We start from the raw sequence: 13,030 nt of genomic DNA on the forward strand, positions 1-13,030 counted from the left end.
GACATGGTTGAACTCGCTCTCCCCAAGAATTCTCAGATGCGCGAAGGCAAGGTCTGGCCGAAGCCGGCGGGTGCCAAGAATACCCGCGAATTCCGCGTCTACCGCTGGAGCCCGGACGATGGTCAGAACCCGTCTATCGATACCTTCTACATCGATATCGACGATTGCGGACCGATGGTGCTCGACGGTCTGCTCTACATCAAGAACAAGATCGACCCGACGCTGACGCTGCGCCGCTCCTGTCGCGAGGGCATCTGCGGCTCCTGCGCGATGAATATCGACGGCACGAACACGCTCGCCTGCACCAAAGGCCTCGACGATATCAAGGGCGCGGTGAAGATCTATCCGCTGCCGCATCTGCCCGTCGTCAAGGATCTGGTTCCCGACCTCACCAACTTCTATGCCCAGCATCGTTCGATCGAGCCATGGCTGAAGACGGTGTCGCCGGCGCCGGCCAAGGAATGGAAGCAGAGCCATGAGGACCGGCAGAAGCTGGACGGCCTTTATGAATGCATCCTCTGCGCCTGCTGCTCGACCTCCTGTCCGAGCTACTGGTGGAACGGCGACCGCTATCTCGGTCCGGCCGTTCTGCTGCAGGCCTATCGCTGGCTGATCGATTCCAGAGACGAGGCGACCGGCGAGCGCCTCGACAATCTGGAGGATCCATTCCGCCTCTATCGCTGCCACACGATCATGAACTGTGCGCAGACCTGCCCGAAAGGCCTCAACCCGGCCAAGGCGATCGCCGAAATCAAGAAGATGATGGTCGAGCGCCGGGTTTGATCAGCATGCATGCCGATGGCGGAAGGCTTGTCTCGGCGCGCGAGCAGGGTCTCCGCATTGGTTTTGCGACCGAAAGCGGCAACCGCGCCTGGGGTTTTCCATTTCCTGGCGGAGATGAACGTGCGCAACACCTTGCTGACAAATTCTATGTGCAGGAAGTTTTGCAGCGGGACAGTTGAACTGTATCGTCTTTCGGTTAGTTGTTGTCGCGGGCAATTTATGCAGCCTGACTTGATTAACCAAAGCGAATTACGATAATCGGACTTGTCTCACGCCCGTTTCTCTGCGGCGATGGCCGAATTCAGGAGTATGATGATGCAGTTGCGATATGCGATGACAGGTCTGGTGGTGGCTCTCGCGCTAGCCGGTTGTGATCGGACGGCATATAATTACAACTCCAGCTCAACCTCGGTGCCGACGCCGTTGACGGCGCAACCGGTTCCCTCCGTACAGGGCGGGCAGCTTCCGCCGCCGACCGGCAGCTCGCAGTTTCCGGCCGCACCAGCGTCGGCGTCGCCGATGCCGGGCGCCCAGCCTGGCGCAATGGCCGCGAATGCGCTCGATATTACCAAGGAATCGATGGTCGGAAGCTGGCGTGTCAACGGCAGCTGCGACATGTTCCTGACGCTCACCAATCTCGGCAGCGGTTCGCGCGGCGGAACGCGCGGCTGCGTCGGCGAGCTGACGGCGATGGGCTCCTGGGAGGTCGCCGGCAAGCAGGTGCTGCTCAAGGACCGCTCGGGCAACCAGCTCGGCAGCGTCTACAAGACGGCCGACAACCGCTTCCAGGGACAGACGAGCACGGGCCAGTCGATCAGCCTCAGCCGGTAAACAAACCGGCGCGGTAAACGAACCGGCGGGTCAGCGCCATTGACTGACAGGCGGATATGCCCTCATGCAACCAATGCCGGATTATGCGCTCAGCGTCTGCGAACAGCTTAAAGCGCTGACCGCATCGGGCGCCCTTCAGGTTGATTCCGCCCAGCTAGACGTGGCAAAGAGCCTCGACCGGGTGCTCGCCGCGCTGAAGCAGCGGCGGCCGGCGGCAAAATCGAGCGCGCTTGGCTGGCTGTTTGCTGCCAAGAAGAAATCCGCCGAGGGCATCAAGGGGCTTTATATCCACGGCAGCGTCGGGCGCGGCAAGACCATGCTGATGGATATGTTCTTCGCGATGGCGCCGTGCAGGAAGAAGCGCCGGGCGCATTTCCACGAATTCATGGCGGATGTGCACAACCGCATCGCGGCGCATCGGCTGAAGCTCAAGAACGGCGATACGAGACAGGCCGACCCGATGCCGCCGGTCGCCGCAGCGCTCTACGACGAGGCAGAACTGCTCTGCTTCGACGAGTTCACGGTCACCGACATCGCCGATGCGATGATCCTGTCGCGGCTGTTCTCCGAGCTTTTCGCGCGTGGATGCGTGCTGGTCGCGACCTCGAACGTCGAACCCGACAATCTCTACACGGATGGTCTCAATCGCGGCCTGTTCCTGCCCTTCGTTGCCTTGCTCAAGCAGCATGTCGATGTCGTCACCCTGGATTCGCCGACCGACTACCGGATGGAGAAGCTGAGCAGCCAGCCGGTCTATCTGGTGCCGATCAACGACCATAACGACATGGCGATGGATGCGTCCTGGACGCAGGCGCTGCACGGGCGTAAGGCGCAGCCGCTGGATATTCCGATGAAGGGGCGCCACATCCATGTGCCGCTCGCCGTCGACCGCATGGCGCGGTTCTCTTTCGCCGATCTTTGCGACAAACCGCTCGGCGCGGTCGACTTCCTGGCGATCGCCGAGCGCTACGATACGGTCTTCGTCGATCACATTCCCTTGCTCGGGCCGGAAAAGCGGAACCAGATCAAACGGTTCATCATTATGGTCGATACGTTCTACGATCATGCCGTGCGGCTTTACATTTCTGCGGCGGCCATGCCGGAGGAACTGCTGCTGCAACGCCGGGGCATCGAGGGCTTCGAATTCGACCGCACGGCTTCGCGCCTGTTCGAGATGCGCAGTGCGGAATATCTTGCGCTGCACCATGAGAAACGCGCCGCAGAGTAACAATCCGGTGACAGAATGTATTACGTTTACGTAAGAATTTTTCTATCTAAACGATTGAAAACGCTGCATCAAAAATAATGGATTGCCATTTTTAGGCTTTGGGTCTATGCGATTGCGTCATTGGGCGGTGCCTTGCGCGTCCGTTCGACGAATTTGATCGCAAAGGAAACAGCGAAATGGCGCGTAACAAGATCGCACTCATTGGTTCTGGCATGATTGGTGGCACGCTGGCACACCTCGCCGGCCTGAAGGAACTGGGCGACATCGTCCTCTTCGACATCGCAGACGGCATTCCGCAGGGCAAGGGTCTCGATATCTCCCAGTCTTCGCCGGTCGAAGGCTTCGACGTCAATCTGACGGGTGCCAGCGACTATTCCGCGATCGAGGGCGCCGATGTGTGCATCGTCACGGCAGGTGTTGCGCGCAAGCCGGGCATGAGCCGCGACGACCTTCTCGGCATCAACCTCAAGGTCATGGAGCAGGTCGGCGCCGGCATCAAGAAATATGCCCCGAACGCTTTCGTGATCTGCATCACCAACCCGCTCGACGCCATGGTCTGGGCGCTGCAGAAGTTTTCCGGCCTTCCCGCCAACAAGGTCGTCGGCATGGCCGGCGTTCTCGACTCCTCGCGCTTCCGCCTCTTCCTCGCCAAGGAATTCAACGTGTCCGTCCAGGACGTCACGGCTTTCGTGCTCGGCGGCCACGGCGACACGATGGTACCGCTCGCCCGCTACTCGACGGTTGGCGGCATTCCGCTCACCGACCTCGTCACCATGGGCTGGGTCACCAAGGAGCGGCTCGAAGAGATCATCCAGCGCACCCGTGACGGCGGCGCTGAAATCGTCGGCCTGCTGAAGACCGGCTCGGCCTATTATGCGCCGGCCGCCTCGGCGATCGAGATGGCCGAATCCTACCTCAAGGACAAGAAGCGCGTTCTGCCCTGCGCTGCCCACCTCAGCGGTCAGTACGGCGTCAAGGACATGTATGTCGGCGTTCCCACCGTCATCGGCGCCGGCGGCGTCGAGCGCATCATCGAGATCGATCTCAACAAGACCGAGAAGGAAGCCTTCGACAAGTCCGTCGGCGCCGTCGCCGGTCTCTGCGAAGCCTGCATCAACATCGCGCCTGCCCTCAAGTAGTCGACGGGCTGAAGTAATCGAAACAGGGATACACCCATGAACATTCATGAATATCAGGCCAAGGCTCTGCTGAAGGGCTATGGCGCCCCGGTTGCCGAGGGTGTGGCTATTCTCAAGGTTGAAGAAGCCGAAGCTGCCGCCAAGTCGCTTCCCGGTCCGCTCTACGTGGTCAAGAGCCAGATTCATGCCGGCGGCCGCGGCAAGGGCAAGTTCAAGGAGCTCGGCCCTGATGCCAAGGGCGGCGTTCGTCTCGCCAAGTCGATCGAGGAAGTCGTTTCCCATGCCAAGGAAATGCTCGGCAACACGCTGGTGACTGCCCAGACGGGCGAAGCCGGCAAGCAGGTCAACCGCCTTTACATCGAAGACGGCGCCGACATTGCCCGCGAACTCTATTGCTCGATCCTTGTCGACCGCTCGGTCGGTCGCGTTGCCTTCGTGGTCTCGACCGAAGGCGGCATGGACATCGAGGCCGTCGCCCACGACACGCCCGAGAAGATCCAGACGATCGCCATCGATCCGGAAGCTGGCGTGACGGCTGCCGACGTTGCTGCGATCTCCAAGGCTCTTCAGCTCGACGGCGCTGCCGCCGAAGACGCCAAGACGCTTTTCCCGGCGCTCTACAAGGCCTTCGGCGAGAAGGATATGGCTCTCCTGGAGGTCAATCCGCTGATCGTCATGAAGGATGGCCACCTGCGCGTCCTCGATGCCAAGATGTCTTTCGATGGTAACGCGCTTTTCCGTCACGACGACGTCAAGGTGCTGCGCGACGAGACCGAAGAGGACGCCAAGGAAATCGAGGCCTCGAAGTGGGACCTCGCCTATGTCGCGCTCGACGGCAATATCGGCTGTATGGTCAACGGCGCAGGCCTTGCCATGGCGACGATGGACATCATCAAGCTCTACGGCAAGGAGCCGGCCAACTTCTGCGACGTCGGCGGCGGTGCCGGCAAGGAGAAGGTTGCTGCCGCTTTCAAGATCATCACCGCAGACCCCAAGGTCGAAGGCATTCTCGTCAACATCTTCGGCGGCATCATGAAGTGCGACGTCATTGCCGAGGGCGTGATTGCCGCGGTCAAGGAAGTCGGTCTCAAGGTTCCGCTCGTCGTGCGCCTTGAAGGCACCAATGTCGAGCTCGGCAAGAAGATCCTGAACGAGTCGGGTCTGGCGATCACGGCGGCTGACGACTTGGACGATGCGGCCAAGAAGATCGTCGCGGCGATCAACGGCTGAGAACGATCATGGCCTTCCAGTCCACGCCCTCCGCTGCTCATTTCCGCCTCAACGCCTTCGCTGGCGTATGGGAAGGGGACGAGCGTGTCGCGGCGTCGGCGTGGACGAGTGAAGGCAAGGCCAGTGCTGAGTTTTCCGGTGAGGCGTTGTTCGGCGGGTTCTTTCTCGAGCAGCGCTATCGCCAGACGCGCGACGGTACTGTTTCGTTCGAGGCGCGAAATGTTTTCGGCTTCGATGCTTCGGACCAGACCTACAAACTCTACCAGTTCGACACCGCAGGTTTTGCGCCGCCCGTGCCGGCGTCCGGCGAGTGGAACGGCAATGAGCTTGTGCTGATGAAGACTTCGCCGCGCGGCAGCCAGCGCACCGTATTCACATTTGAAAATGAAGACTGCTACCGGATGGGCGTCAGCTTTTCGCCTGCAGGCAGCGATACTTGGCAGGAGGTCGTCAGCGGCGTCTATCGTCGCGCGTCCTCCACGTCTTCCAACCTCTCCTAAACAAAGGCCTCGCATGTCCATTCTCGTCAACAAAGACACCAAGGTTCTCGTTCAGGGCCTAACCGGCAAGACCGGCACGTTCCACACCGAACAGGCGCTCGCTTATTACGGCACCCAGATGGTCGGCGGTATCCACCCGAAGAAGGGCGGCGAAACCTGGACCGGCGCAAAGGGCGAAAACCTGCCGATCTTCGCAACCGTTGCCGAAGGCAAGGAAAAGACCGGCGCCAACGCAACCGTCATCTATGTTCCGCCGGCCGGCGCTGCTGACGCGATCATCGAGGCGATCGACGCCGAGATCCCGTTCATCACCTGCATCACCGAAGGCATTCCGGTCATGGACATGGTGCGGGTCAAGGCTCGCCTCGACCGCTCCAAGTCGCGCCTGCTCGGCCCCAACTGCCCGGGCATCCTGACGCCGGAAGAATGCAAGATCGGCATTATGCCGGGCTCGATCTTCCGCAAGGGTTCGGTCGGTATCGTTTCCCGCTCGGGCACGCTGACCTATGAAGCCGTGTTCCAGACCTCCAACGAAGGTCTCGGGCAGACGACGGCCGTCGGCATCGGCGGCGACCCGGTCAAGGGCACCGAGTTCATCGACGTCCTGGAAATGTTCCTGGCCGACGAAGCCACCCAGTCGATCATCATGATCGGCGAAATCGGCGGGGCGGCTGAAGAAGACGCAGCGCAGTTCCTCAAGGATGAAGCCAAGAAGGGTCGCAAGAAGCCGATGGCTGGCTTCATTGCCGGGCGTACGGCCCCGAAGGGCCGCACCATGGGCCATGCCGGTGCTGTGGTTTCCGGCGGCAAGGGCGATGCGGAATCGAAGATCGCGGCGATGGAATCGGCAGGCATCAAGGTGTCGCCATCCCCGGCCCGCCTCGGCAAGACGCTGGTTGAAGTCCTCAAGGGCTAAGCCACCTATAGACCGGGCGGAGGAACGGCATCTGCGCCTTTCGCCCGGCCTCGACAATACGAAACCAGCAGATGCGCCGCGGACAGGCGGCAATCGGAATGCGGCAGCCGGCCATCAAGCCGGCAAATTCATCAAAGTCAGGAGGCGGACGGAAGCGTCCGCATATCACCATGGCACGGCAAGAAGCCAACGAGCAGTTTCAGATCACCTCGTTTCTGGATGGCGCCAACGCTGCCTATATCGAGCAGCTTTATGCGCGATATGAAGAGGACCCGGCATCGGTCGACGATCAGTGGCGGTCCTTCTTCAAGGCGCTGGAGGAGGATCCCAGCGATGTGAAGAGGGCGGCCAAGGGGGCTTCCTGGCGCAAGAAGAACTGGCCGATTCCGGCCGGCGGCGATCTGGTATCGGCTCTCGATGGCGACTGGGGCATCGTCGAGAAGGTGATCGAGACCAAGGTCAAGGCCAAGGCCGAAGCTCAGGGCAAGCCTGCCGACAGCACCGAGGTGCTGCAGGCGACGCGCGATTCCGTGCGCGCCATCATGATGATCCGCGCCTACCGCATGCGTGGCCACCTGCATGCCAAGCTCGACCCGCTCGGCATCGCCGCTCCCGTTGACGACTATCACGAGCTGTCGGCGGAGAATTACGGTTTCACGGCCGCCGATTACGATCGCAAGATCTTCATCGACAACGTGCTCGGCCTCGAATACGCGACCATCCGCGAGATGATCGAAATCCTCGAGCGCACCTATTGCTCGACGCTCGGCGTCGAATTCATGCATATCTCCAATCCGGAAGAGAAGGCCTGGATCCAGGAGCGCATCGAAGGACCGGACAAGGGTGTGGCCTTCACGCCGGAAGGCAAGAAGGCGATCCTTGCCAAACTCGTCGAAGCCGAAGGCTACGAGCAGTTCCTCGACGTCAAGTTCAAGGGCACGAAGCGTTTCGGCCTCGATGGCGGCGAATCGCTGATCCCGGCGCTGGAACAGATCCTCAAGCGCGGCGGTCATCTCGGCCTCAAGGAAGCCGTGTTCGGCATGGCCCATCGCGGCCGCCTGAACGTGCTCTCCCAGGTCATGGGCAAGCCGCACCGGGCGATCTTCCACGAGTTCAAGGGCGGCTCGGCCGCTCCCGACGAGGTCGAGGGTTCGGGTGACGTCAAGTACCATCTCGGCGCCTCCTCCGACCGCGAATTCGACGGCAACAAGATCCACGTTTCGCTGACAGCGAACCCGTCGCATCTCGAAATCGTCGATCCCGTCGTCATGGGCAAGGCCCGCGCCAAGCAGGACATGAACGCCACCGTCTGGGACGGCGACATCATCCCGCTTTCTGAACGCGCCAAGGTGCTGCCGCTGCTGATCCATGGCGACGCGGCCTTTGCCGGCCAGGGTGTCATTGCCGAAATCCTCGGCCTTTCCGGTCTGCGCGGCCACCGCGTCGCCGGCACCATGCACGTGATCATCAACAATCAGATCGGCTTCACCACAAACCCGGCCTTCTCGCGCTCGTCGCCTTATCCGTCCGACGTCGCCAAGATGATCGAGGCGCCGATCCTGCACGTCAACGGCGACGATCCGGAAGCGGTTGTTTATGGGGCCAAGATCGCCACCGAATTCCGCATGAAGTTCCACAAGCCTGTGGTGCTCGACCTGTTCTGCTACCGCCGCTACGGCCACAATGAGGGCGACGAACCGTCCTTCACGCAGCCGAAGATGTACAAGGTGATCCGCGCCCACAAGACCGTGCTGCAGCTCTACGCGGCCCGCCTCGTCGCCGAGGGCCTGCTCACCGACGGCGAAGTCGAGAAGATGAAGGCCGATTGGCGCCTCCATCTCGAACAGGAATTCGAGGCCGGCCAGCAGTACAAGCCGAACAAGGCCGACTGGCTTGATGGTGAGTGGTCGGGCCTGCGCACGGCCGACAATGCCGACGAGCAGCGCCGCGGCAAGACCGCCGTGCCGATGAAGACGCTGAAGGAGATCGGCCGCAAGCTCTCGGAGATCCCGGCGGGCTTCAACGCACATCGGACGATCCAGCGCTTCATGGAAAACCGCGCCAACATGATCGCCACCGGCGAGGGTATCGACTGGGCGATGGCCGAAGCGCTCTCCTTCGGCGCGCTCTGCGTCGAAGGCAGCAAGATCCGCCTCTCCGGTCAGGATTGCGAACGCGGCACCTTCTCGCAGCGCCACTCCGTTCTCTACGATCAGGAAACCGAAGAGCGCTACATCCCGCTCGCCAATCTTTCGCCGACGCAGGGGCGCTACGAAGTCATCAATTCGATGCTTTCGGAAGAGGCCGTGCTCGGTTTCGAATACGGCTATTCGCTCGCGCGTCCGAATGCGCTGACGCTCTGGGAAGCCCAGTTCGGCGATTTCGCCAACGGTGCGCAGGTAGTCTTCGACCAGTTCATCTCGTCGGGCGAACGCAAGTGGCTGCGCATGTCGGGCCTCGTCTGCCTGCTGCCGCACGGCTATGAAGGTCAGGGTCCCGAACACTCCTCGGCCCGCCTCGAGCGTTTCCTGCAGCTTTGCGCCGAAGACAACATGCAGGTCGCCAACGTCACCACGCCGGCGAACTACTTCCACATCCTGCGCCGGCAGCTGAAGCGCGACTTCCGCAAGCCGCTGATCCTGATGACGCCGAAGTCGCTGCTGCGCCACAAGCGGGCGGTCTCGACGCTTGCCGAAATGGCCGGCGAATCCGCCTTCCATCGCCTGCTCTGGGACGATGCCGAGGTGATCAAGGACGGCCCGATCAAGCTGCAGAAGGACAACAAGATCCGCCGCGTCGTCATGTGCTCCGGCAAGGTCTATTACGATCTTCTCGAGGAGCGTGAAAAGCGCGGTATCGACGACGTCTATCTCTTACGTGTCGAACAGCTTTATCCGTTCCCGGCAAAGGCGCTGATCAACGAGCTGTCGCGCTTCCGCAACGCCGAGATGGTCTGGTGCCAGGAAGAGCCGAAGAACATGGGCGCATGGTCGTTCATCGACCCCTTCCTCGAATGGGTGCTCGCCCACATCGACGCGAAGTACCAACGCGTCCGCTATACCGGCCGTCCGGCCGCCGCCTCGCCGGCGACGGGCCTGATGTCCAAGCATCTGTCGCAGCTCGCCGCATTCCTCGAGGATGCATTGGGCGGTTAAAACACGGGGGGGCGCAATGGCTTATTTCTTTCTGAGACTGCAGCCACCGCGCCCCACTTTCCCGCATGACGGGACCGGGGAGGAAATGGCGGCGATGAAACGCCATGCCGAATACTGGCATCGGAACGCCCTTGCGGGATCGGCGATCATCGTCGGTCCGGTCTTCGAGGGTGAAGGCGCCTGGGGCATGGCGATCGTCGAAGTCGAGGATCAAGCAGCTGCACAGCTTCTTGCCGACGGCGATCCGATCATCGCTTCCGGTTTCGGTTTCCGTTTCGATATCCTGCCGATGCCCTCGATCATCTCGCGGCCGCCCGCCGTCTGAAACGCATAAACGAAAACACACGAAATCAGGATCTGAACAATGGCCACAGAAATCCGCGTTCCAACTCTCGGTGAATCCGTCAGCGAGGCAACCGTCGGCACCTGGTTCAAGAAGGTCGGCGACGCCATCAAGGCCGACGAGCCGATTCTCGAGCTTGAAACCGACAAGGTGACCATCGAAGTTCCAGCACCGGCCTCCGGTACGCTTTCGGAAATCGTCGTTGCCGCCGGCGAGACCGTCGGCCTCGGCGCGCTGCTCGGCCAGATCGCCGAAGGTGCTGCCGCTGCGGCTGCACCGGCTGCTGCTGCACCAGCTGCCGCGCCTGCCCAGCCAGCTGCGGCTGCCCAGCCAGCGCCAGTTGCCGCCGCTGCTGCGTCGTCGTCGAGCGCCTCCATCTCCACCATGCCGCCGGCCCCGGCGGCTTCGAAGATGCTTGCCGAAAACAATCTTTCCGCCGATCAGATCGACGGTAGCGGCAAACGCGGCCAGGTCCTGAAGGGCGACGTCATCGCCGCCGTCGCCAAGGGCATTTCCGCTCCGGCCGCCGCACCCGCGGCAACGCCTGCCGCCGCGCGCGGCCCGTCGACGGTCGAGGATGCCTCGCGCGAAGAGCGCGTGAAGATGACGCGCCTGCGGCAGACGATCGCCAAGCGCCTCAAGGATGCGCAGAATACCGCCGCCATGCTGACCACCTACAACGAGGTGGACATGAAGGCGGTCATGGACCTGCGCAACAAGTACAAGGACATTTTCGAGAAGAAGCACGGCGTCAAGCTCGGCTTCATGGGCTTCTTCACCAAGGCGGTGACGCATGCGCTGAAGGAATTGCCGGCCGTCAACGCCGAAATCGACGGCACCGACGTCGTCTACAAGAACTACTGCCATGTCGGCATGGCCGTCGGCACGGATAAAGGCCTCGTCGTTCCTGTCATCCGCGACGCCGACCAGATGTCGATCGCCGAAATCGAGAAGGAGCTCGGCCGTCTTGCCAAGGCCGCCCGCGACGGCTCGCTCTCCATGGCCGACATGCAGGGCGGCACCTTCACCATCACCAATGGCGGCGTCTACGGTTCGCTGATGTCTTCGCCGATTCTCAACGCGCCGCAATCCGGCATTCTCGGCATGCATAAGATCCAGGAGCGGCCGGTTGCGATCGGCGGTCAGGTGGTCATTCGCCCGATGATGTATCTGGCGCTGTCCTACGATCACCGCATCGTCGACGGCAAGGAAGCGGTCACCTTCCTCGTGCGCGTCAAGGAAAGCCTGGAAGATCCGGAACGTCTGGTTCTCGATCTCTAAGGGAGCGCTTTCGATGCGGAACCGGATCATGCGAGCGGCGCGCCTTCTTCTTTGCGCTGCCGCCGCGCATGTCCCGGTCTCCGCCTCGGCTGTGTTATGCGCTGCACCGGCCTGTTGCCCGCAAGAAGGGCAATGTCGCAGTCTTCTGGAGCGGCTGGGGCGACGGTCTCCATCCGGTTTTCTGGGGGCTCGACAGGGATGGCCACGCGCTGGTGCTGCTGACGGATTTCAGCGTCGTCGAGAATGCCGACGGGCGGAAGGAGCCGAAGCTGCAATGAGCGGAAGGATCGTGATCTCGACGAGACGGACAGGCGTGGCTGCAATCGCAGCTGCCGCGTTTTTCGTCGTTCCGGCCTCCACCTTCGGTGCCGCATGCAAGCAGGAGCAGGCTGTCTATGTCGATCGCGATGGTGCCTATGAATTGCGCTTTGCACCGCTGAATTCACCGTCGGCCGCCGCCAGCAACCAATTCAAGGTCAGCGCACTGAAGACACCCGTCGTGATGGACGGTTATGTCATGCCATCGGAAGATCCGGTGCGCGCCATCGGCATCCTGATGTTCAACTGCCCCGAGGGGGATGCGACCGGCCCCGATCTCGATGCCTGCACCGTTTGGCAGGGCGCCGTCTACGGCCTGGACGCCGATGGCGAGATGGACAATTTGCAGCCTGAAGGCGCTGAGGCAGCCGAAAAGCTCGTGCTTCCCGGCCTTGGTCCCGCCATCCGCGAATCCAGCGCCTGGGGCGAGGGCAAGGCCGTGGTGGCACCCTGGGACGTGCTGACATTTAAGGAGTGTGCGACATGAGCGATGCACCTGTGGTTCTCATTACCGGCGGAAGCCGGGGTATCGGCGCTGCGGCTTCACGGCTCGCCGCGCGCCAGGGCTGGCGTGTTGCGGTGAACTACGCCGCCAACCGTCAAGCCGCGGATGCCGTCGTGGCTGCGATTGTCGACGATGGCGGTGAGGCCGTGGCGATCCAGGGCGATGTCGGCAAGGCTGCGGATATCGTCTCGATGTTTGCTGCGGTCGACCGGCATTTCGGCCGGCTCGACGGGCTCGTCAACAATGCCGGCATCGTCGATTATCCCAAACGCGTCGACGAGATGTCGGTAGAGCGGATCGAGCGCATGCTGCGCGTCAATGTGACCGGGTCGATCCTCTGCGCCGCAGAGGCCATACGTCGCATGTCGAGCCGGCATGGCGGGAAGGGCGGGGCGATCGTCAACATCTCGTCGATGGCGGCGGTCCTCGGTTCGGCGACGCAGTATGTCGATTATGCCGCCTCGAAGGCGGCGATCGATACGTTCACCGTCGGGCTGGCGCGCGAGGTCGCAGCCGAGGGTATCCGCGTGAATGCGATAAGGCCCGGCGTCATCGAAACCGACCTTCATGCCTCCGGCGGCCTGCCGGATCGGCCGCGCGAGCTGGCGCCGTCGATCCCGATGCAGCGCGCGGGCACGCCCGAGGAGGTGGCCGATGCGATCCTCTATCTTCTGTCGCCTTCCGCCTCCTATATCACCGGCGCGATCCTCAATGTGAGCGGCGGCCGCTAGAACGACTGGGAAAACAGCCTCCAATATATTCTCGAGTTCCTCGGCCTGATGTCGCACGCGGTCGATTAAA

The 13,030-nt window shown here is 62.0% G+C and carries 12 protein-coding genes and 1 pseudogene; all 13 read left to right on the forward strand.

Features of this window, described 5'->3' with window-relative positions:
• Positions 1 to 3: 3 nt before the first annotated feature.
• The 13 genes and pseudogenes from HFO99_RS01270 (at position 4) to HFO99_RS01330 (ending at position 12,960) form a co-directional block, all read left to right on the forward strand.
• Entirely contained in the window at positions 4 to 783 is a 780-nt protein-coding gene (locus HFO99_RS01270; protein WP_017989667.1) for a succinate dehydrogenase iron-sulfur subunit, read from the forward strand.
• Between the two features lie 315 nt (positions 784 to 1,098).
• Positions 1,099 to 1,614: a protease inhibitor Inh/omp19 family protein gene (locus HFO99_RS01275; RefSeq protein ID WP_222249349.1), complete on the forward strand. Its 516-nt coding sequence runs from the start codon at positions 1,099 to 1,101 to the stop codon at positions 1,612 to 1,614.
• Between the two features lie 64 nt (positions 1,615 to 1,678).
• Positions 1,679 to 2,842: a cell division protein ZapE gene (zapE, locus tag HFO99_RS01280; protein WP_222358660.1), complete on the forward strand. Its 1,164-nt coding sequence runs from the start codon at positions 1,679 to 1,681 to the stop codon at positions 2,840 to 2,842.
• A gap of 176 nt (positions 2,843 to 3,018) precedes the next feature.
• Positions 3,019 to 3,981 carry a malate dehydrogenase gene (gene mdh / locus HFO99_RS01285; protein ID WP_003543522.1) on the forward strand — a complete coding sequence of 321 codons (963 nt, stop codon included), beginning with the start codon at positions 3,019 to 3,021 and terminating at the stop codon, positions 3,979 to 3,981.
• Positions 3,982 to 4,017: 36 nt separating this feature from the next.
• Complete coding sequence (gene sucC, locus HFO99_RS01290) at positions 4,018 to 5,211, forward strand: ADP-forming succinate--CoA ligase subunit beta (RefSeq protein ID WP_170278713.1); 1,194 nt, start codon at positions 4,018 to 4,020, stop codon at positions 5,209 to 5,211.
• A gap of 8 nt (positions 5,212 to 5,219) precedes the next feature.
• A complete protein-coding gene (locus HFO99_RS01295; protein WP_018497678.1) occupies positions 5,220 to 5,711 on the forward strand; it encodes a DUF1579 family protein in 492 nt (163 codons plus the stop codon).
• Between the two features lie 13 nt (positions 5,712 to 5,724).
• Positions 5,725 to 6,627: a succinate--CoA ligase subunit alpha gene (sucD, locus tag HFO99_RS01300; RefSeq protein ID WP_017966256.1), complete on the forward strand. Its 903-nt coding sequence runs from the start codon at positions 5,725 to 5,727 to the stop codon at positions 6,625 to 6,627.
• A 170-nt stretch (positions 6,628 to 6,797) separates the two neighbouring features.
• Entirely contained in the window at positions 6,798 to 9,782 is a 2,985-nt protein-coding gene (locus HFO99_RS01305) for a 2-oxoglutarate dehydrogenase E1 component (protein WP_222336167.1), read from the forward strand.
• Positions 9,783 to 9,798: 16 nt separating this feature from the next.
• Entirely contained in the window at positions 9,799 to 10,107 is a 309-nt protein-coding gene (locus HFO99_RS01310) for a YciI family protein (protein ID WP_033181816.1), read from the forward strand.
• A 39-nt stretch (positions 10,108 to 10,146) separates the two neighbouring features.
• Entirely contained in the window at positions 10,147 to 11,406 is a 1,260-nt protein-coding gene (odhB, locus tag HFO99_RS01315) for a 2-oxoglutarate dehydrogenase complex dihydrolipoyllysine-residue succinyltransferase (RefSeq protein WP_222358663.1), read from the forward strand.
• Positions 11,407 to 11,501: 95 nt separating this feature from the next.
• Positions 11,502 to 11,684 (forward strand): annotated as a pseudogene (locus HFO99_RS01320) (DUF4241 domain-containing protein); the annotation flags it as partial.
• Entirely contained in the window at positions 11,681 to 12,211 is a 531-nt protein-coding gene (locus tag HFO99_RS01325; protein WP_222358666.1) for a hypothetical protein, read from the forward strand. The pseudogene HFO99_RS01320 and the gene HFO99_RS01325, both read left to right, overlap by 4 nt.
• Positions 12,208 to 12,960, forward strand: a complete 753-nt coding sequence (locus HFO99_RS01330) for an SDR family oxidoreductase (protein WP_222336171.1) — start codon at positions 12,208 to 12,210, stop codon at positions 12,958 to 12,960. The genes HFO99_RS01325 and HFO99_RS01330 overlap by 4 nt, the downstream gene beginning before the upstream one ends.
• The last annotated feature ends 70 nt before the right edge of the window (positions 12,961 to 13,030 follow it).

The sequence above is a fragment of the Rhizobium leguminosarum genome (genome assembly GCF_019798305.1).
Lineage (GTDB): Bacteria > Pseudomonadota > Alphaproteobacteria > Rhizobiales > Rhizobiaceae > Rhizobium > Rhizobium leguminosarum_U.

What these genes read in the sequence shown, in the direction of transcription:
- HFO99_RS01270 (WP_017989667.1), top strand. Translation starts at nt 4, where the DNA reads ATGGTTGAACTCGCTCTCCCCAAGAATTCTCAGATGCGCGAAGGCAAG.
- HFO99_RS01275 (WP_222249349.1), top strand. Translation starts at nt 1,099, where the DNA reads ATGCAGTTGCGATATGCGATGACAGGTCTGGTGGTGGCTCTCGCGCTA.
- zapE (WP_222358660.1), top strand. Translation starts at nt 1,679, where the DNA reads ATGCAACCAATGCCGGATTATGCGCTCAGCGTCTGCGAACAGCTTAAA.
- mdh (WP_003543522.1), top strand. Translation starts at nt 3,019, where the DNA reads ATGGCGCGTAACAAGATCGCACTCATTGGTTCTGGCATGATTGGTGGC.
- sucC (WP_170278713.1), top strand. Translation starts at nt 4,018, where the DNA reads ATGAACATTCATGAATATCAGGCCAAGGCTCTGCTGAAGGGCTATGGC.
- HFO99_RS01295 (WP_018497678.1), top strand. Translation starts at nt 5,220, where the DNA reads ATGGCCTTCCAGTCCACGCCCTCCGCTGCTCATTTCCGCCTCAACGCC.
- sucD (WP_017966256.1), top strand. Translation starts at nt 5,725, where the DNA reads ATGTCCATTCTCGTCAACAAAGACACCAAGGTTCTCGTTCAGGGCCTA.
- HFO99_RS01305 (WP_222336167.1), top strand. Translation starts at nt 6,798, where the DNA reads ATGGCACGGCAAGAAGCCAACGAGCAGTTTCAGATCACCTCGTTTCTG.
- HFO99_RS01310 (WP_033181816.1), top strand. Translation starts at nt 9,799, where the DNA reads ATGGCTTATTTCTTTCTGAGACTGCAGCCACCGCGCCCCACTTTCCCG.
- odhB (WP_222358663.1), top strand. Translation starts at nt 10,147, where the DNA reads ATGGCCACAGAAATCCGCGTTCCAACTCTCGGTGAATCCGTCAGCGAG.
- HFO99_RS01325 (WP_222358666.1), top strand. Translation starts at nt 11,681, where the DNA reads ATGAGCGGAAGGATCGTGATCTCGACGAGACGGACAGGCGTGGCTGCA.
- HFO99_RS01330 (WP_222336171.1), top strand. Translation starts at nt 12,208, where the DNA reads ATGAGCGATGCACCTGTGGTTCTCATTACCGGCGGAAGCCGGGGTATC.